Origin of the sequence: Bradyrhizobium nanningense (assembly GCF_004114535.1) — a bacterium.
In the GTDB taxonomy this organism is placed as follows: Bacteria; Pseudomonadota; Alphaproteobacteria; order Rhizobiales; family Xanthobacteraceae; genus Bradyrhizobium; species Bradyrhizobium nanningense.
On sequence record NZ_LBJC01000002.1, the window covers coordinates 328,090 to 347,916 of the forward strand.

Genomic DNA, 19,827 nt, shown 5'->3' on the forward strand with positions numbered 1-19,827 from the left:
GTTTGAGAAAGGCCATCGGCCGCGGCCCTCAAAAGCGCCACGCGTTTGGGCTCCAAGGCCGGGAAGGCCAAATTGTTCCGGCCGCCCGAAGCCTGCGCGCTTTCCCCTTCCGTTATCCATGGGCGCTCCCAGAAGTCCTTCGATGGCCCAATTGGAGGCGCTTCGGCGGTCGCAGCTCGCGGGACGCAGGTCCCGGAGCCAGATGGACCGGAACCTCCAAGGCCGATGAGCCGCTAGGCTATCAAGAAGTTGCTATTGTGCAGCGTGCCCCCCGCATTTTGCAGGCTCACGTCCATATCACTCGTTCCGTCGCCATCGATATCGATCTGGAGATAGTCGTTACCCGGCCCGAAATTCTGCAGGTGGGCTGAAGCCTGGTTACCGCCGAGCAAAGGTGCACCATCCACATACTCGATGTGACCGCCGGCGACGCTGATGCCCGAGAACGTGAAGCTATCATTGTTCGCATCGAAATTGTGGATGGTGTCGGCAGCACCGGCGGCGGAATCTGCGGTGCCGACGAAACGGAAGTTGTCATGACCTGCGCTGGCGAAGATCTCGTCCGCGCCCGCGCCGGCAGTGATGGTGGTATTGCCCGACGAGTTGCCGATCGTGATCAGGTCGAAATTAGCGGCGGCATTGATGGTCTCGACGTTGGTCACGGTCACGCCGTAGACATTCGCGTTGAAGTTCAGCGTGTCGTTGCCGTCGCCGAGATCGATCACGTTCGCCGGGCTGCCCTGCAGCGTCAGTGTGTCGTCGGACGAGCTGCCGTTGAGCAGATTCACGTTCCACAGATTGTCGAACGAATTGCTGCCTGCGGCGAGATTGAGGACGTTGGCCGTTCCCTCTCCGAGATTGACCGTTACGCCGGACACTGTGTTCAGCAGCGTGACCGTATCGTCCGACGGATTGAGATTGCCGGTAAAGTCGCTGCCGTTGAGGTTTTCGACGCCATTGATGCTGAGCGAATTGACGCCGTTGGCGAGCGACACGAAGTCGTTTCCACCGCCCAAATCGATGGTGATGCCGGCGACGTTGTTCGTCAAGCTGAGCGAATTGTCGCCCGAATTGCCGTTGATGTGTTCGATACCCGTTGCGGCAAAGGCAGCGAAGTTTCCGTCGAAGACGATCGTATCATCGCCATTGCCGAGGTCGATCGCGACGCCGTTGGCCGCCGCGATCGCACCGGTGACGGTCAGGGTGTCGTCGCTCGCCGTGCCGTTCACGTGGTTGACATCGTAGATGTTCACGAACGAGTTGGCGCCGGCAGCGAGGTTCATCGTGTTGTCGCCGTTGCCGAGGCTGATGTTCAGGCCCGCGACCGTCGTCGACAAGGTGAGCACGTCGTTGACGCCCGGCGCCGCACCGAAATCGGATCCGCTGATTCCCTCGACACCGATCAGGCTCAGCGTGTTGGCGCCGCCCGCGAGACTGAGCTGATCATTGCCGCCACCGAGGTCGACGACCAGTCCGTTGGCGTTCGTCGTGAGGTTGACGAACTCGTCGTTGCCGTTGCCGACAAGATTTTCGACACCTGCGAGATTGAGCGTGTAACCGTTACCAAAGATGCCATTGAGCAGGACGGTATCTCCCGTCCCCCCTCCCAGATTGATCACGTGTCCGAAGATATTGGCTCCGACGCGAAGGTAGTCGTCTCCAGCCGTTCCGATCACGGGGGCAGCGCCAGAAAGCTGCTGCGTCGAGAGGTCGATCGGACTTCCCGAAGCGCCCGAGGACAGCAGCATGATGGCATCGCTGAACTGCAGCACTTCGACGTTGGCCAGAATGTCGGCGCCGTCACGGCCCGCAACATTATCTTGAACCTGGATCGTTCCTGCCGTCGCGACGGTGTACTGCGATTGCGTGCCGGAGAAGGTCACCATGTCGGTGCCGGTGCCACCGTCGATCACATCGTCGCCGCCCTGACCGGTGATGCCGTCGTTGCCACCACCCGCGTTGATCGTGTCGCCGCCGCCGCCGCCGAAGAAGAACTCGTTATTGGAGCCACCGACCAACGTGTCGGCCTGGTTCGAACCCTGCACGCTGTTGACGCCACCCGTGATGACATCGGCACCCGCTGCGCCGCTCACAATTCCCGTCGAAAGGTCGACGGAAACGCCGCCTCCGCTCGCCTGAGAATAAGACACCCGCGTATTGCCGTTACCGGTGATGGTGTCGTTGCCGAGAAGGCCCTCGAACAGGTTGAAGGTTCCGAACGACCCGGCCGAGGTCACGCCGGTGAAGCCTGCGGCATTGTAAGTGTCGTTCAGGTTGCTGCCGGTCGCACTGTTGACGCCGACATAGGTGTCGGTGCCGATGGAGCCGCCGCCGGTCGCAGTCCCCGCCTGCAGGTTGATCGTCACGGCATCGATCGCGCTGGAATAGATGATACGGGTGTTGCCGTTGCCGGTGATCGTATCGTTGCCGGCGAGGCCTTCGAACTGATTGAAATTACCGCTGTTGCCCACGTTGTAAACGGCACCGTTCTGGAAGCCGGCGGCGCCGAAATTCGTGGAGGTGAAGACGTCATTGAACGTGGTGCCCTGGGCACCCTCGATGCCGCGGAACGTATCGTTGCCGATCGAAGCGTCACCGGTCGCGGTGCCCGCCGTGAAGTTGATGGTGACCGGGCCGGTCGAGAAGTAGAGGTTGTTGTAGCTGATGATGTCGAAGCCACCGCGGCCATCGATGAAGTCGTCGCCGGCAAGGCCGGTGAACGTCTCTGTAGCCGTGGTGATATTGCTGCCGCGGATGGTGTCGTTGTACATCGAGGCCATCACGGCGTTGACGCCGCTAAACGTGTCGAGGCCCGTGGATGCGTCACCGCTTGCGGTTCCTGTGCCGGGCGTCGCGCCAGTTTGCAGGTCAACGACCACGGCCCCGGTCGCGTTCGTGAACGCAATACGGGTGTTGCCGTTACCTGTGATGCTGTCGTTGCCTCCCATGCCGATGAATTCGTTGAAGGTGCCGTTTGACCCGGCATTGGTGCTGCCCGAACCGAAGCCGGTGGCGTTGAACGTATCGACGTCGTTTGATCCGCGCACGGATTCAATCGATCGAAGCGTGTCGGTGCCGACCGTGGAAGTATCACCCGTCACGATTCCCGAGGCCAGCTGAACGTTGATCCCGCCCACGGCAGCCGGATCGAGCGCGTAGTCGGCCCGGTCGAAGCCAGCCCGGCCGTCGATGAAGTCGTTCCCGGCCCGGCCTTCAAAGATCTCCACGGTGCCGGGACCATTGGTGCTGCCGAGCAGCTGGTCGGCAAATCCAGAACCGACGACACCCGCAAAGCCCGAGCCTATCAGAGTGTCGGTGCCGACCGAGCTATCTCCGGTCGCCGAATGGGCCGCCAAATCGACGGTCACGCTGCCCGTCGCGCTGCCATAAGAGATGCGTGTCAGCAGCGCACCCAGGCTGTTCATTGCTCCCGTGATGGTGTCGTTCCCTCCGCGGCCCTCGAACTCGTTGAAGCCCACATTGGTGCCGGCAATGCCGGTATCGCCCGCAAAGCCGGTCGCGTTGAACGTGTCGGCGTAGTCGCTGCCCACGATGCCCTCGATGTTCACGAGCGTATCGGTGCCGACCCCTGGACCTGTCACGGAGCCTGCCGCGAGATTTGCGGTAATGCCTCCCGTTGCAGCGGTATAGTCGGCGCGGTCGAAGCCGAGGCCGCCATCGAGCAAATCGTTGCCATCGAGGCCCTTCAGGCGATCGTTACCGGCTAGGCCGCTCAGGCTGTCGGCGTAGGCGGTCCCGACCAGCGTATTCGCGCCGGCATCGCCGATCAGGTGAACGCCAGGCGCGAAGATGAAATCCGCAGCCGTGAGGTTCGACGGATCAACGTTCTGCAGCGTCAGGCTATCGCCATTGCCGAAGTTGATGAACGTATTCAGTCCCTGCTGCGAGGCGATCGCCTGGACGTCAGCGAGGTTGTAGATGCCTGCGACGCCCGATAGGTCGATCTTGTCGGCTTGCGCATGCGAGAAGTCGCCGATGAAATCGGCGCCGCCGCCGCTCACATAAACAAAGGTGTCGGCTCCGCCGTTACCGAACAGATTGTCGGCACCGTTGCCCCCCTTCAGCGTATCGTTGAAGCCCGATCCGGACACGCTGTTCACGCCGCCGGTGATGGCGTCATGCCCGACCGAGGCATCTCCATTGACGGTGCCGCTGGCGAGATCGACGACAACGCCACCGGTTGCGTTGGCGAACAGCAGCTGCGTGCTACCGTTGCCGGTGATAACATCGTTGCCGGCAAGGCCCTGGAAGGAATTGAACCCGATAAAGCCTGTTGCATCGTACACGTCGGCAGAATTGCTGCCATAGACGCTGTTGACGCCCGTGAAGGTATCGTGCCCGACGGACACGTCCCCCGTTATCGAACCGGCGTTCAGGCTGACCGTGACGCCGCTGGTGGCATTCGAGTAGAGCAGTCGTGTGTTGCCGTTGCCGGTGATCTGGTCATCACCGCCCAGGCCTTCAAACTGGTTAAAATCGCCGAACGAGCCGGCATTGGCGCTGCCCCCGTTGAAGCCCGCTGCCACATAGGTGTCGGCATAACCCGTGCCCTGAATGCCCTCGATCGAGCGCAGCGCGTCGGTGCCGATCGACGCGTCGCCGGTCGCCGTGCCTGCCGCCATGTCGACTGTGACGCCACTCGTGACTGTGCTGAGGCTGTTGTAGACGGCAACGTCGAAGCCGCCGCGGCCGTCGATATAGTCGTCGCCGCCAAGACCGGTGAAGTTGTTGTTGAAGCTGCTGCCCAGCAGCGTGTCGGAGAACGTTGAGCCCTGCACAGCGTTGACGCCGGTGAAGGTATCGGTGCCCTCGGTTGCGCCGGTGGCGCTTCCGGCAACCGTGACCGCATTGGTGGTCCCGACAGCGCTGGTCTCGAGGTCGACGCTGACGCTCGAAGCCGCGATCTGGTAGTTCAGGCGGGTGAAGCCGTTGCCGATGATGGTGTCGTTGCCGCCGGCGCCGGCGAAGTCGTTGAAGGTGCCGGAGGACCCGACATTGGTCGCCCCGGCCCCACCGAACCCGGTCGCGTCGAACGTGTCGTCGAAATTGGTGCCGCGGGCGGCCTCCACGCTGCGAATCGTATCGGTGCCGACCGTCGCATCGCCGTTCACGATGCCCGCGGCGAGGTGAACATAGATGCCCGACGTGGTCGTCGTATCCGAATTGTAGGTGACCTGGTCGTAGCCACCGCGGCCATCGATATAGTCGTCGCCGCCGCGCCCCTCATAGGTCTCGTAAGTGAAGGCCGCATTATCGCTGCCATAGAGCGTGTCGTTGTAGGCCGATCCCCAGATCGTCGAGACGTTGGAGAAGCTGTCGTGGCCGACGGAGGCGTCGCCATCCGCGGTCCCCGCGCCAATGTCGACGGTGATCGCACTGGTGGCTCCCAGATACGACAGCCGGGTGACGATCTGCCCGAGAGCGTTGACATCGCCGATCACAATGTCGTCGCCGCCCCGCCCTTCAAACTCGCTCTGACCCGCGGCCACACCGGGCAGACCGGTCGAGCCGGTAAACCCGGCTGCATTGAACGTGTCCGCATAGTTGCTGCCGACCACCCCTTCGATGTTGACGAGCGTGTCCGTCCCGACGCCAGGTCCCGAGGCGGTGCCGGCTGCGAGGTTGACGGCAATGCCGCCGGTCGCATCCGTATAGATGGCGCGGTCGAAGCCCTGGCCGCCATCCAGGAGGTCGCTGCCGCCGAGACCCTGCAAACGGTCGTTGCCGCCGAGACCGCTGATGGATTCGGCATTGGCCGTGCCGACGAGGTCGTTCGCGTTGTCGTCGCCGACGATCGGTGCAGCCGGCGTGCCGAACAGGAAATCGCTGGCCGTCAAGCTGCTCAGATTGACGTTCTGAAGCGTGAGGCCGTCACCCGAATCGAACGTGATGACGGTATTGGAGCCGTTCTGAACCGTGTGCGATTGCAGATCGGCAAGACTGAAGATGCCGTAGACGCCGGTCAGGTCGATCTGGTCCTGGCCATGAACGAAGTCCTGGATGAAGTCGAAGCCGCCGCCGGTCGCATAGACAAAGGTGTCTGTGCCGGCGCCACCGCTGAGGAAGTCGTTGCCGGCACGACCGTCCAGAATGTCGTTGCCGACGCTGCCGGAGAGGCCGTCGTTGCCGGCGCTGCCGATGATGGTGTCGTTGAAGTTGGAGCCCAGGACGTTGAACACGCCACCGGTGATGGTATCGTGGCCGACCGAGCCGTCGCCGTCGGCCGTACCCGCGGTGAGATTGATGCTCACACCGCCGGTCGCGTTGCCATACTGGATTTGCGTATTGCCATTGCCGGAGATGATGTCATTTCCGGCATTGCCCTGGAATGAGTTGAAGTTCGCGTTGAGACCGGTGAAACCCGTTGCGTCATAAACGTCGTCAAAACCGCTGCCGGTCGCGCTGTTCACCCCGCTGAACGTATCGTGCCCGACCGAAGCATCGCCGGTCGCGCTGCCGCCCGCGAGATTGATTGTCACCCCGCCGGTCGCATTGGCGAAAATGAGGCGCGTGTTGCCGTTACCGGTGACGAGGTCGTCGCCACCGAGGCCTTCGAACTGGTTGAAAGTGCCGTTGTTGCCGGTATTGGCTCCGGTCACACCGTAACCGGTCGCATCGTAGGTATCGTTGAAGTTGGTGCCCTGAATACCCTCGATCGAACGAAGCGTATCCGAGCCGTTCGACGCATCTCCGGTGACCATGCCGGCCGCCATATTGACGGTGATGCTTCCCGTGATGAAAAAGATGTTGTTGTAGGACGAGACGTCGAAGCCGCCGCGGCCGTCGATATAATCGTTGCCGGCAAGGCCGGTAAAGGTATCGTTGGTCGCGCCGCCGAGCAGCGTGTCGTCGAACATCGATGCCTGGACGGCGTTGACGCCGGTAAAATGATCGGTGCCGACGGATGAATCGCCGGTGGCAACGCCGGTGACGAAGTCGACCTGGACACCGGCGGTCGCGTTGTTGAAACCGAGCCGCGTGAAGCCGTTGCCGGTGATGGTGTCGTCGCCGCCGTTGCCGGTGAACTCGTTGAACGTCCCGTTGGAGCCGGGATTGACGCTGCCCGAGCCGAAACCAGCGGCATTGTAAGTGTCAGCGAAGTTAGTGCCACGGATCGCTTCGATCCCGCGCAACGTGTCCGTTCCGACGGTCGAATCGCCGGTCACGAATCCGGCGGCGAGATTGACCGTAATCCCCGTCGTGGTGTTGGGATCGACGTTGTAGTCCACGCGGTCATAGCCACCGCGGCCGTCGATGTAGTCGTTGCCCGCAAAGCCCGCATACACCTCGGCGGTGAACATCGGATTGTTGCTGCCCAGAATCGTGTCGTTGTAGGCGGAGCCCCAGACGCCGTTGAAGCCGGAACCGACGAGGGTGTCGTGGCCCACCGATGCATCACCCTGGGCATACCCCGCGGCGAGATCCACCGTCACCGCCCCGGTCGCGCTGACATAGGAGACGCGCGTCAGCTCGGCGCCCTGGCTGTTGGTGTTGCTGATGATGGTGTCGTCGCCGCCTTTGCCTTCGAACTCGTTGTACCCGACCGGGCTACCCGGGACATGCGCATCGCCGGTGAAGCCGGCCCCGTTGAACATATCGTCAAAATCGCTGCCGATGGCGGCTTCGATGTTGACGAGCGTGTCTGTCCCCACGCCTGCGCCGGACGCCGTTCCCGCCGCGAGATTGATCGTGACTCCGCCCGTTGCGTCGGTATAGACGGCGCGGTCGAAGCCCTGGCCACCGTCGAGAAGGTCGTTGCCGTCACCACCCGTCAGATAGTCCTTGCCAGCACCGCCATAAAGGAAATCGTTGCTGGCGCCGCCGCTGACGCGGTCGTTACCGTCGAGTCCGTCGATCGAGTCGCTGCCATTGCCGCCAGCGAGCACGTCGTCGCCGAGCGTGCCGAGCTGGGCGCCGTCGACGTCGCCGACCACGGCGGTCGTCACCTTGGTGTTGAGGTCGGTGACAAAAGCCTGCTGGAGCTGGGTCACCTCGGTTGGATTGCCGAAGTCGGTGTTGGCGAGCTGATCGGCGGCCGCGCCCTGTGCGACCTGCCCGGCCTGCGCCAGTTCGGTGAGAGTCGTTGCCGATTGGATGCTGACGTTGGCCGCCGAGACGACGTTGGTGACGGCGTCGAGAGTCGTCTGGTCGACGTTGGCGATCGCACCGGTAATCACGGCCGACACGGTCGAGGTTGCGCTCAGGTTGATCGCAGTTGCGGGTGCGTCGATGATCACCTCTGCAATGGCCGCGACCACTGCATCCGGCGAGCCGCCTACCGCCGACACCTGCGCAATGGTGCTCTGGACCTGAATCGCGGCCGACAAGACCGTGGTCGCAGCGGCAATGGCCGTCGCATCGGTTCCATTGACGACCGCTTCTACCGGATCGAACGTCTTCAAGTCGATACCGGCACTGAGACCGAACGCCGTCTTGATCGCGCTTTCCGCGTCCGCCGCACTCAGCGGCGTGGGATCGTTGGCCGTTGAATCCACCAGCGCCGTGATCAGCGTGGTGAGCGGCGTGATGACAGTCGATCCGGCCGGCGCCTTCAGCACGCCGGTTATTGCAAGGCCGGTCGACAGGTCTGTGCCGCCGATGCTGACGAGCGTACCTGTGCCGCCCACGAGCGAAAAGCTTCCGTCGGCATTCGTCGTCGTATGGGCCTCGTCGGCATCGAGTACGCCATCGTTGTCCGCATCAGCGAAGACAGTCGCGCCTGCGATATAGCCGTCGAGAAGTTGACCGACCTGAACGTTCGCGCCGGCCGAAATATCAACCGCGATGTTCAAGATCGCGCTGCTCGCCTGATGGAGGCCGTCATTCGAGATCGCCGTGACCTGAAGCGTGAACGAACCGGGCAGAACGGCGGGATCCGGAATCAGTGCGAGGTCCGCATGCACCAGATCGGCGGCCGACAGCCCCCAGACGCCTTCGTCGATCGCGGCCCCGTAATTCAGCGTGAAGCCGGATGGCAGGCCGGTGATCTTGACCAGCAATGTGCTGCTGGTGTCGATCAGCGTGGCGGAAATCGACAGAGGAATGGACGAATCACTCGCGCCCGACGTGCTGCTGCCGACCGTAAGATCTGGCGCATCCTGCGCGCCGTGGATCGTGAAGCTGATGTCCTTCGAGGTTCCATCCAGGGATTTGACGGTGAACGTGTCGACCTTGGTCTCCGTCGCACTCAGATACTGAGTGGTGGCGTTCGCGACCGAATAGGTATAGCTGCCGTCCGCAGCAAGGCTGAGAGAACCGAGATTGCCGTTCGCCGACACGACGCTGGTCTGAAACGCGCTCTGGTTCTGGTCGGCATCGCTGATGGACAGTTGCCCGGACGCCGTGAGCGTGCCGTCCTCGGTGACATCATGCTGCGCGGGGCCGCCGATATCGGCGGCATCGTTGACACCGTGGATCGTGAACGTCACGTCCTTGGCCGTGCCGTCCAGAGCCTTGACGGTGAAGGTCTCGTCGCGGGTCTCGCCCTGGCCGAGATACTGAACGAGGTCGTTGGCGACCGAATAGCTGTAGGCGCCGTCGGCGCCGATCGTCAGCGTCCCGAGATTGCCGGGCGCCGAGACGACGGCGGTCTGGAACGAATTCTGGTTCTGGTCGACGTCGTTGATCGACAGCGTGCCGGCCGCCGCCAGGGCGCCGTCCTCGGTGACGTCATGCTGGACGGGATTTCCGATCATTGCTGCGTCGTTGGCGCCCGTGATGTTCACCACGATATCGTGGGTGGCGGTGCCGTCGACTGAAGCGACCGTCAGGGTATCGGTGACATGCTGTCCTGCGACAAGCGAATCCGACTTCAGCGGATCGAGCGTATAGGTCCAGGCGCCCGACGCCGCATTGAAGGTGAAGTTGCCGTAGGTGCCGGCCAGCGAGGCCGGGACCGCGAAATGGTCTTGGCCGTTGTCGACGTCCTGCACCGCAAGCTGGCCCGACGCGCTGGGATCGCCGGCGACGCTCCCGGCCTCTGTCACCGAGATATCCTGGCTCCCCGACACCGCGATCGTGGCCGCGTCGTTGCTGCCGGTAATTGTCACCGTGAGCGTCGAAGATCCCGTTCCGCCGTGGTTGTCGGCATTCGTGTAGGTGAACTGCTCCGTCACCTGCTGGCCTTCGGCGAGCCCTTGCACCGACGCGCTGGAATTGTTGAGCGCATAGGAGTAGGCGCCGCTCGCCTTGGTGACGACCAGCGTTCCATAGGCGCCGACGACGGTGATCGTGGTGCCGTTGTCCGTGCCTCCCGCGACGGCCGACACGATGTGGGTATCGCCGGCATCGACGTCCGTGTCGTTTGCAAGCAGATTGCCGTTGGCAACCGTCGTCAAGTCCTCCTTGACGGAGATGATATCCGCGACTGCGACCGGCGCATGATTGGCCGCACCTTCGATGACGACCTCGACCTTCTCGATCGAGGCGATCGCCAGGTTGAAGCTCCTGAACGCGTAGTCCGCACTGCCATAGCGCGCGATGAGGGTCTGGATTGCCGCAAGATCGGACCTGAACGAGGCCGAGTCCGCGAACTCTTGAGTGACGACGAGGCGGAGCGTGTCCTGGCCTTTGCCGCCGTCGTAGATATCGATAGAACCCACATTCTCGGAAACGCGGTAGATCAGGATGTCATTGCCGTTGCCGCCGCTGACGATATCGGTGCCGGCGCCGCCATCGATGATATCGTCGCCGTTGTCACCGGAAATCAGATCGTTGCCCGCCCCGCCGAGCAGCGTATCGTTGCCGTTGCCGCCGAGAATGATGTCGTTACCGGTGCCGCCATCCACCGTGTCGTTGCCATTGCCGCCCAGTATCAGATCATTCCCCGCGCCGGCGTCGACAGTATCGTCGCCATTTCCTGCATTGATGATGTCAGCCGAGCCGGTGCCGGTGAGCTGATCGTTTGCATTGGTGCCGTTAATGATCATGGCGATTCATCTCTCTCGATAGGGCAACAGGCATTGCTCGCGAGCGCGCGGAGCGGCTTGCGTTGTGCGGATGCAGGAATCTTCAATCGTCGAAAGCGGAACGCGATATGCACGCGACGCGTGACGTCGTGCGGTCGCTCATGGTGAGCCCCCTCCCGTAACCTTCTGATTTTTCAGGTTCGCCGTCAGCCCAACGGCGCGAGTTTGAAATGACGTGGTCTTGTTATTGTTCGACGCCTTGCGCCGTTGGTCGGCGTCGCCTGAATTCTCGAAGTCGAAATTCCCGACCGTCGAAAAACTTTTCTGATAATTGCAAATTGTTTCCACTGTTGCGGGACTGCGTCAAGCCGCCACGGTTGCTAACCTTAAGCAGGGTGTGAACTGAACGGTGCAGATGCGAAAGCGTGTGGCGCCGATCTGCATTCGCGCCCGGGTTCAACAAACTGGAGGGTCGAAGCTTTGCCGGGGTGCAGCTCAATGAAGGCTGGAACGAAGCCAGCGCCTTCCCTCGCCCACTTGACGCGAGGACATCGTTGAAGCTGCCAAGCAAGGGAGCTACCACCGCTGATAGCGACGGCCTGCAAGTCGCGGCCGCTCGCGCTGGATTGCATGCGACACTCTGACACACCGAGATCTCACCCCGGATCGATATCGGGAGCGGAGACCCAACACCGAAACTCATCTGGCTCGAGCGGAGCAGCGTCATCTCAAAATCCTGGACCGGAAAGTATTCCTCGCCCATGGAATAGCGCCGGCACATCTTGGCGCATGACCCGAATGGGTCATCGGATCGTGGGGACCGCGCCCTCGCCGGAATTATCTTGTTAGACTTTGGTCGAGCACCATTTTTCAGGAAAAACACGCAAGGAGGCTTGCGTCGAGCCGCCCTCTCGCGAAGCATGACCGGTCAGGGAAACGCGGCGGGAAGGCTCCAATATCAGGGGGTCTTCTGCATGGCATGGAGCGCCGGCTCACAGCAACGCCAGGGGCTCAGCGGAAGGGGGACCGCTCTTGAAAGCCAATAAAATCGACGGTGAGGAGCTATCGAAGGTTCTCAATCGACTTGGCGAGGCCGCCGTGAATCCGGAAGCATGGCGCGCCATCATGGATGACATCTGCAAGGCGGTCGGAGCATCAGCGGCCTTACTCCTTCAGAGCGATATCAGGACCCCGGACGTTCCACGCACGGAATCGATCGACGAAGGGACCAAGTTCTACTTCAGGAATAACTGGCATCTGAGGGATCCCCGGGCCAGGGCCTTTCCGCGCATGATGGCGGGCGAGGTCGTGACCGACCTCGACGTGATGACCCCTGAGCAGATTCGCGCCGATCCCATGTACAACGAGGTGCTGTTTCCATATGGATACCGGTGGTTTGCCGGCATCGGCTTCTGGGCTGACCGCGCAGCATGGGCGTTGACGATCCAGCGAACCGGCCGCGAAGGCGCATTCGAGGCGCGCGACAAGCAAATGCTTGCCCAATTGGCGCCGCGCCTGACCGAGACCGCGACGCTGGCAACAGCCATCGGACGGGTCGCGCTGACCTCGATGACCGACGTCCTCGACCGGGTGCGACAGCCCGCCTTGGTCCTCAACCGGGAAGGAATGGTCCTGCGCACGAACGAGGCGGCCGACCGTGGGTTCGACGATGAGATCCGCATCAGGGAACGGCGTCTCGTTCTCCGTGACAAGCAGGCGATGGCAAGGCTCGACCAACTGATCAGCCTGATCCGATCGACGCCGGATGCCGCCGCCGTCCCCGCTTCTCCGATCCTCGTGCGCCGGACGGCAAAGCCACCGGTCGTCCTGCGGGTCCTGCCAGTGGACGGCGCTGCGCGCTCCGTCTTCCTTGGCGCGCGCGCCATGCTGATCCTGTCCAACCTCACCCCACGCGCGGCGCCGGACCCGGGACTGATCGGCCAGGCCTTCGATCTCACCCCGGCAGAATCCCGACTGGCCGCCCTGCTTGCAACCGGCACATCGATTGCGAGCGCCGCCGAACACCTGCGCATCTCGCGCGAAACCGCGCGCAACCACCTCAAGTCGATCTTCTCGAAGACGGGAGCCCACCGCCAGTCGGAGCTGGTTACGCTGGTTTCGCAGCTGGTGTGAGCATTGGGTTTGCGCCGGTCGGCGGTCACAAATTTCGCCTGAGGCCGAACGAAAGACCTCGGCCTTTCCGGTGCTTCAGCTGAAAGGTGTGGCCTTATGGTTTGCGTATCCCTTCTCATTTTCGGCTCCGAGGCGCCACGGATACGTTCATAAGCAAGAGAAACAACGCGCTGGTCGCCTGATATCTCGCCACCACGCGCTTCCTCGCTCTTCCTCGCATGATGGCTTTTCCGTCCCGGGAGCCGATACGCCACTCCCAGCTCCGCGAACGTTTGCGCATCTCGAGCTCGAAGAACGGGAAGTCGTCCAAGCCCAACAGATCGTCTCCCAACGAGTTCGACGTCATTTCGCTACTTAACGAGGTGCCGGCATCTTGTCCCACACGAGGGCAAGAGCGCCGCCGTACATTGGAGGTTCGTAAGGCGATAGGATAAAACCCCTTGAGTGCGCCTCCCCCAAATGGGCTAGGCCGGCAGAATCAGTGGGCAGAGTTCAGTTTCTGCCCGCCGCGATCTATGGCCTCGACTCTGCCTGGTAAGGAAGTCGCAGGCAGCGCAGGCCCGGCCCGTCTCCCAGGGCTGGCGGGGGATATCGGGACGTCCGCCCACAGGCGGGATCGGCCAGTCACGGCGCGGGCGAGGAGCTTGGCGCAGGCACGCCATGAGCGCCCGAACCAGACTTGCGCGGGTCCGAAGACTCCTCCAGGTCACCGGCCCTAAGGCCGCCGACATTCAATTCCCTGGTTACAGGGAATTCTGCAGGGAAACGTATCTGCCGCAGGGGGCGCTACCGGGCATGAAATTGCGAAAGGAGCGCTGGAATCGTGGCATTGCGGCGCCATGCATTAGAGTCGGAACAGGGAAAATTCCGCTGGTGATCAGGGAATATGCTCGCGCCAAGCAGGCAACATGTCCGCCCTTCGTAAAGCACCCATTTTCTCGAGCACGCCGCATCGGCGTCGCCTGCCCGGTGAGCCGCCACGCCGCCGATGCCGGCTTCCGCCCAACTTATCCACCCAGCGTCGTAAGCAGCGAGTCGCGCAGACCCGTCCTTGCCAGCGTCGATCTCGCAGCTGGCCGAGTGACGCTCAAAAGACCCACACTTGGCTCTGGCTTGCTTGCAACGCCAGAAGCCAACCATACCAGCTTAAAAGCACGACGATAATCGCGGCGGAGATCACAAGGTATGGCAACTTGCTTTGGTTCATCGGCAGCGGGCACTCTAATCAGGCTCGTTTGGGTCGAATGCGACAATGGCTTGCATAACATCGATCGGGATCGATGCTTTACGGCGAAGGTCTTCGCGCCGAGATAATCGAGAGCGATGAGTTCGACGGCGGACTTCAACCTCTGAAAGAAGCTGAGTAGCCGATCCAGCCTGAATGGCCACTGAACCAGATACGATTCCCGTGCTGAGACCTTCCGCATCCCGCCGCGAAGAAAACGCGATCCTTCCCACCCGGACTTCGTTCCAGATAATATGGCCGGCATAGAGTTCATTAAAGATGGGCCCGGCACCGCGGCAGGTATTGCCATTGATCGTCGACGCGCTCCATCGCCGGCCGGTGGACCTTGGCCTCAAAACAGCAAAAGCGGACTTCTTGCTCCTGAGACGTGATCTCTCAGCGCGGCTGGAGGTCTGCCGGAACTTTCCCGTGCCTAGGTGCCAAAGCGATATTCCGCCGATGGAATGGTCGCGGTTGCATTCCTGGCCGTCATGGCTGCAGGCTTCGGCGAGGGCGCGATGACATCCGCCCTCGGTCGTACCAATCGGTCTGCGAGGCGAAATACCCGGTGGGATTGCCTATCCGCGAACCGGCAATCGATGACGGAATTCCGGCTGCCGGCCCATCCGAACTCGCGCAGTCCGAACTCGCGTATTCCACGGCGAAACGCTTTCAAGGGGCGCCAGTCAACGGTGCCCCAGGCGTCCGGCTGGGCGGGCACGCCCGCAGCCAGTGCAACGGTCGGCTGCAGCCCGGGCGGCGTGATCTTGACCAAGTTCAGCAGCGTCGCCGCCACGATCATCATGAGGATCCCGCCAACGCTGAGCGTGATCTGCATCGCAAGCCCTTCCGATATGTCGAGCAGCGCCAGCAGGCTAGCGAGCGTCAGCAGGACGCCGAGGCAGAAGATTGGCAACGAGTGCTTGCCACAGAGGATGGCGCCGCGCATCACCGCAGTTGTCAATGCTTGCCGATTGGGCGGCACGAACCACACCGCCACAACCGCAAGAGCCAAGAAATGCAACAGACGCAACGGATCGAGATTGGATTTGTCTAGCGAGTAAGCCAACTTGGTCAACCCCTGCGGGACTAACGCTTCCAGTGGCTTGATCCTCCAACTCAATGCGATGACAAGGCTGAAGACCAGATAGAGAGCGGCGGGCACGAGCGCCTTGCGAGATGTTAGCCAGGGGCGCACTCTTTCGCCCTCGATTATCATCCACGCGCCAAGGACCGCCAATAGCTGCCAGGCCAGTGGATTGAAAGCCCAATGGCCGCTCGGCCACGCCGGCATGGACCAGCCGAACATATGCACCAGCGCATAAAGCGTCAGCGAGGCGCCAAGCGTTACGTTCGGCATTCGGAACAGCAACCACAGCAACGGCGCGAAGAAGAGGTGGAGAAGCACAAAGATCGGCAATACGTCGGTATTGACCGGACGGTATTGCAGGATCGCTGCGTGCGCGAGCGCCGAGCCCGGCTGGTCCAACAGAATGCGCGTATTGCTCTCATCAGCAAGACGGTCTCCGCCTGCAAGGTGAACCAAGATGGCGCAGGCGAGCGTCAGCAGCAGAAATGCGACATAGATGTCCCAACTTCGCCGCAGTGTCCGGCGGATCACGCTGGTCCACCCCTCGCAGCTCCGTACCTTGCCGTAGGCCAGCGCGCATGTGACGCCCGAAACGAACATGAACACTTCCGCGGCGTCGCTGAAGCCGTAGTTCCGCAGCGTCAGCCAGCTTCCAATGTTATTGGGGACATGATCAAGAAAGATGCACCAGAGCGCGATGCCGCGGCAGGCATCAATGCGCAGGTCGCGGCTGTTGACTTTGAGCTCCGGCAGAGCGCCCGCAAATGGCTTCGGGGATGCGGTCCGATCCTGCATGGCTTACCTCGTCCAGGGTACGCAGGCTTCGAGAGAAACGATCGAAAGGAACCGAATGTGACAAAAAGCACGCTGCGGCAGCGCCGCCGTCCAGAATTGCTTCACACCGACCGGCCACGACAGCAATGCGACAATGATGATATGGCCGCGCTGCGCACAACCTTCTGGTGGAGAGGCCGACCGTCGTCATCATCGTGCAAGCGCCGCAGCCTGTAAATCGGCCGGAGGTCGGTACAGCGAGGTGCCTAGGTCCTATGACCAAGGTACGGTCCGCCCTGTCGTCTATTTGGTCAGAGCGGCTGGTTCCCGTAGTCCAAGCTCCCTTCTTACCTGACGGCGAACTGCTGCCGAGCCCGAGATGGAAGATGGACGTATTCGAAGGTGGGTGTATGATTTTCCATTGATCTCCGGGCGATCAGAGGACGGAGAGCTTTTTCGTGAAAGTGCTTGTTGTTGACGATCACACATTGATTCGGGCGGCGTTGCACGCCGTCTTGAAGCAATTAAAGCGAGAAGCCGTCATATTCGAAGCTTCGAGCGGTCGAGAGGCCATGCACATCGTCGAGGAGCATCCCGACATCAGCCTCATTTTGCTTGATATCAATTTGCCTGATCGCGACGGCTTCTCTGTCCTTTGCGAACTGCGCGATCGCTATGCGACCATTGCTGTCGTCATTCTCTCGTCCTCCGACGATCAAGACACGGTCAAGCGCGCATTCAAACTCGGCGCGCTGGGTTTCATTCCGAAAACCACGGAACGCGAGGTGATGCTCAACGCTATTGAGCTGGTGTTCTCCGGCGGAGTTTACATCCCCTTGGAGATACTGGAGAAGACAGCGGGCCCGCGGCTTGCAAACAAGCCAGTAGCGCCCGACCCGCTCAAGGGGCTCGGATTGACCGATCGGCAGATTGAAGTACTTGCGCTGCTGATGAAGGCAAAGAGCAACAAGGTTATTGCCAAGATGCTCAATATGGCAGTGCCAACGGTGAAGAATCACATCACGGTCGTTCTCAAAGCGCTTGGCGTAGCGACACGCACCGAGGCCGTCATCAAGGTCGGAAAAATGGGCTGGGAGTGGCCGCCGAAATCGGGATCATGAAACTGCCCCAGCGTCTCTCCCACCATCGTGATCCCTAAAGACTTCGTGCATGACAGCGCGGAGCTGCATTGGGTCGACCGGCTTGTGCAGCAAGACGTATCCTCTATCCTTTGCGTCCCTCAATGGTTCAGCTGCCGTATCGCCGCTGATGAGAATAGCGGGAATCGACGAGCCAAACGCCGCATTGATTTGTTCAATTGCCCTGATTCCGGTCTTCCCGCGTGCGAGATGATAGTCCGAGATTATGAGATCGGGGCGTTGTTCGCGCTCGGCAAGTCGGACCAGTGCGGCTTCATCGGATCCGGCGGCAACAACCGAGCATCCCCATTTGCTGAGCAATCCGCCCGTTCCCTCCTGCACGATGGGACTATCGGCAATAACAAGAATTGCCTTACCATCGACTGCAAAAACACCGGGGTGTGGTAAGGCGGTGGGCGCTACGGATCTGACGCATTCGTCGACCTTCGGAACCAGGACCGTGAATCGCGAACCGCGACCTACCGTCGAAGCGAGCTCGATTTGATGATTGAGTAGCAGGCGAAGCCTGTCGACAATGGCAAGGCCGAGCCCCAGTCCGCCGCACCGGTTCTGCTCCGGAGCGGGAATTTGAAAAAACTCGCCAAAAATATTCTGCTTTTGATCCTCGGGAATGCCGGGACCGGTATCGTATACTTCGATGCGCAGCATTTCACCGCGCCGGCGGCATCCGACCAGGATCCCGCCCTGCAAGGTATAGCGCACAGCATTGGATACCAGATTCAGCAATATGCGTTCGAGCAGCATGGCGTCGCTCCGTACCCAGGCGTCACTTGGCCTGACGCGTAAGCGCAAGCCTTTTTCTCGCGTCGCCTGATCAAACGCCGTCTCGATTTTTTGCAACAGGCGTCCGATCGGAAATTCGGTAATGTTAGGGACGAGCATCCCGGCATCGAGTCTCGAAATGTCCAGCAGCGAATTGAACATTTCATCCATTTCCTTGCGCGTTGCGTCGACTCGCTCGATCGTCCTTGCCCTCTCCGCCGGTTCGAGCGGCGTGCGCAGCTGGGCAACGAACAGCCCTAAGGCATGTAACGGTTGCCGCAAATCATGGCTTGCCATGGCAAAAAAGCGTGATTTTGCTGCACTGGCGAGCTCCAGTTCTTGCGTCCGCTCTGCGACCTTCCGCTCGAGCTCGACGCGCGCGCGGCGCAGACGCTCCTCTGCTTTCTTGCGCACCTCGACATCGGCGCTCAGCAACAAGCTAGGAACGGTAATGCTGATCAAGAACATCAACACCAGCAGAAACGATGCGTTAAGGTCCGCAGTTGTGAACGGACCGCCGCCCGTGAGCGTGCCCCAGATCGTGATGCCTGCAAGCACCAGGGCGACCGTCGCGGTATCGCGCGGACCGCGGCGCAGCGCCGCCCACAACATTGGCACGATCGCCAGAAAACCCAGTGGATCTCGGCCGGGCGTTTGCTCGATCAGGGGGCTGAAAGCAATGAGTCCAACAACCGCCGCTGTCGTGAGGACGCCGGCCGTCTCCAGAAAAGCATCGCATTCGAAGTCACGATAGCGGCTTGATACCCAAAGCACGATAACGGGGGCAATGACCAATGCGCCTGTCACATCTCCCAGCCACCAAGTGATCCACGCGTCCGCGAAACTCTTCTGTTCGATGTACCCGAAGATTGTCAGGCTGGTCAGTCCAATGCTGGCGCTGATCGGTGTCGCGATCACGACGCAGATCACAGCAAACTTTGCGACAGAATCGGGGCTCGAAAACGTGTTACACCCGCCCGACCACCGATTAATGAGATAAGCGCCCACAACGGCTTCAAGCGCGTTACCGGCCGCAATCGCGATTGCGGTGGCAACCGAGCCTGCCGTCGTCGCATTAGCGATTAACGCTGCCGCAAAAATTGCTGGCCAGGTCCGATATCCCCCCAACAGCACCGCCGCCAGCGCGACACCTGTCGGCGGCCAAATTGGCGTTGAACTGGGATGAATGGACGCGAGGGCAAGCCCGCCTTTGGCTAAGACGAGATAGACGGCTCCGATTGCGACCAGACTACCGACGTAGCTTACGCCCCGGCTAGAGTTTGTCGCGGGAGCTAATGATCGAGGGTTGGACATCGTCGACGTCCTGGACTAAGCAATTGGTTGGTGCACCGAAACTGACTTTTGACCTCTGGATCCAAGATCGCTTGGTCGACACGGCAGATGCGCTCAGATCGAATTAATCACAACAGTCTGCTGGCGAACTAAGAGACGGCGCATGCGATGGAGCTGGCCGACTTGCTGTTCAATCCCCGTGGATCGCATCAAGATCCACTGCGACGAACAGGGCGCCGTTGCACCCCGGCGAATTCGCACCGTCTGATGTTCACCCCGAGCCTTGGGGGGACGCATCGTACGACGAAGCTAGGCGCTCCGAAAGGCGGGAAAATTTGGACCTGGACTGGGTCGCCATATGCGACCTAGACCCATCTCTCGTTGGATTCTCGGGACTGAACCACTTACACGATAGCTTGCTGCGGCGTGTGACGAGGAAGCGGAAGCTTCGCTCAGAAACAG

Annotated in this window: 5 protein-coding genes; 2 read left to right on the forward strand and 3 right to left on the reverse strand. The window is 61.3% G+C overall.

The window, feature by feature from the left end:
• Nucleotides 1-233 precede the first annotated feature (233 nt).
• Nucleotides 234-10,949 (reverse strand): VCBS domain-containing protein, encoded by a 10,716-nt coding sequence (locus XH84_RS01525; RefSeq protein WP_164935877.1) that lies wholly within the window; start codon nt 10,947-10,949, stop codon nt 234-236.
• Nucleotides 10,950-11,960: 1,011 nt separating this feature from the next.
• On the opposite strand from XH84_RS01525, the gene XH84_RS01530 reads away from it, so the two are divergent.
• On the forward strand, nt 11,961-13,061 hold the full coding sequence (locus XH84_RS01530; RefSeq protein ID WP_128916515.1) for a helix-turn-helix transcriptional regulator: 1,101 nt from the start codon (nt 11,961-11,963) through the stop codon (nt 13,059-13,061).
• A 1,658-nt stretch (nt 13,062-14,719) separates the two neighbouring features.
• Here XH84_RS01530 and XH84_RS01540 read toward each other — a convergent pair.
• Complete coding sequence (locus XH84_RS01540; protein WP_128916513.1) at nt 14,720-16,171, reverse strand: OpgC domain-containing protein; 1,452 nt, start codon at nt 16,169-16,171, stop codon at nt 14,720-14,722.
• Nucleotides 16,172-16,608: 437 nt separating this feature from the next.
• Between XH84_RS01540 and XH84_RS01545 the strand changes: the two genes are divergently transcribed.
• Nucleotides 16,609-17,271, forward strand: a complete 663-nt coding sequence (locus XH84_RS01545; protein ID WP_128916512.1) for a response regulator transcription factor — start codon at nt 16,609-16,611, stop codon at nt 17,269-17,271.
• Here XH84_RS01545 and XH84_RS01550 read toward each other — a convergent pair.
• Complete coding sequence (locus XH84_RS01550) at nt 17,266-19,386, reverse strand: MASE1 domain-containing protein (RefSeq protein WP_164935876.1); 2,121 nt, start codon at nt 19,384-19,386, stop codon at nt 17,266-17,268. The genes XH84_RS01545 and XH84_RS01550 overlap by 6 nt on opposite strands.
• Nucleotides 19,387-19,827 lie beyond the last annotated feature (441 nt).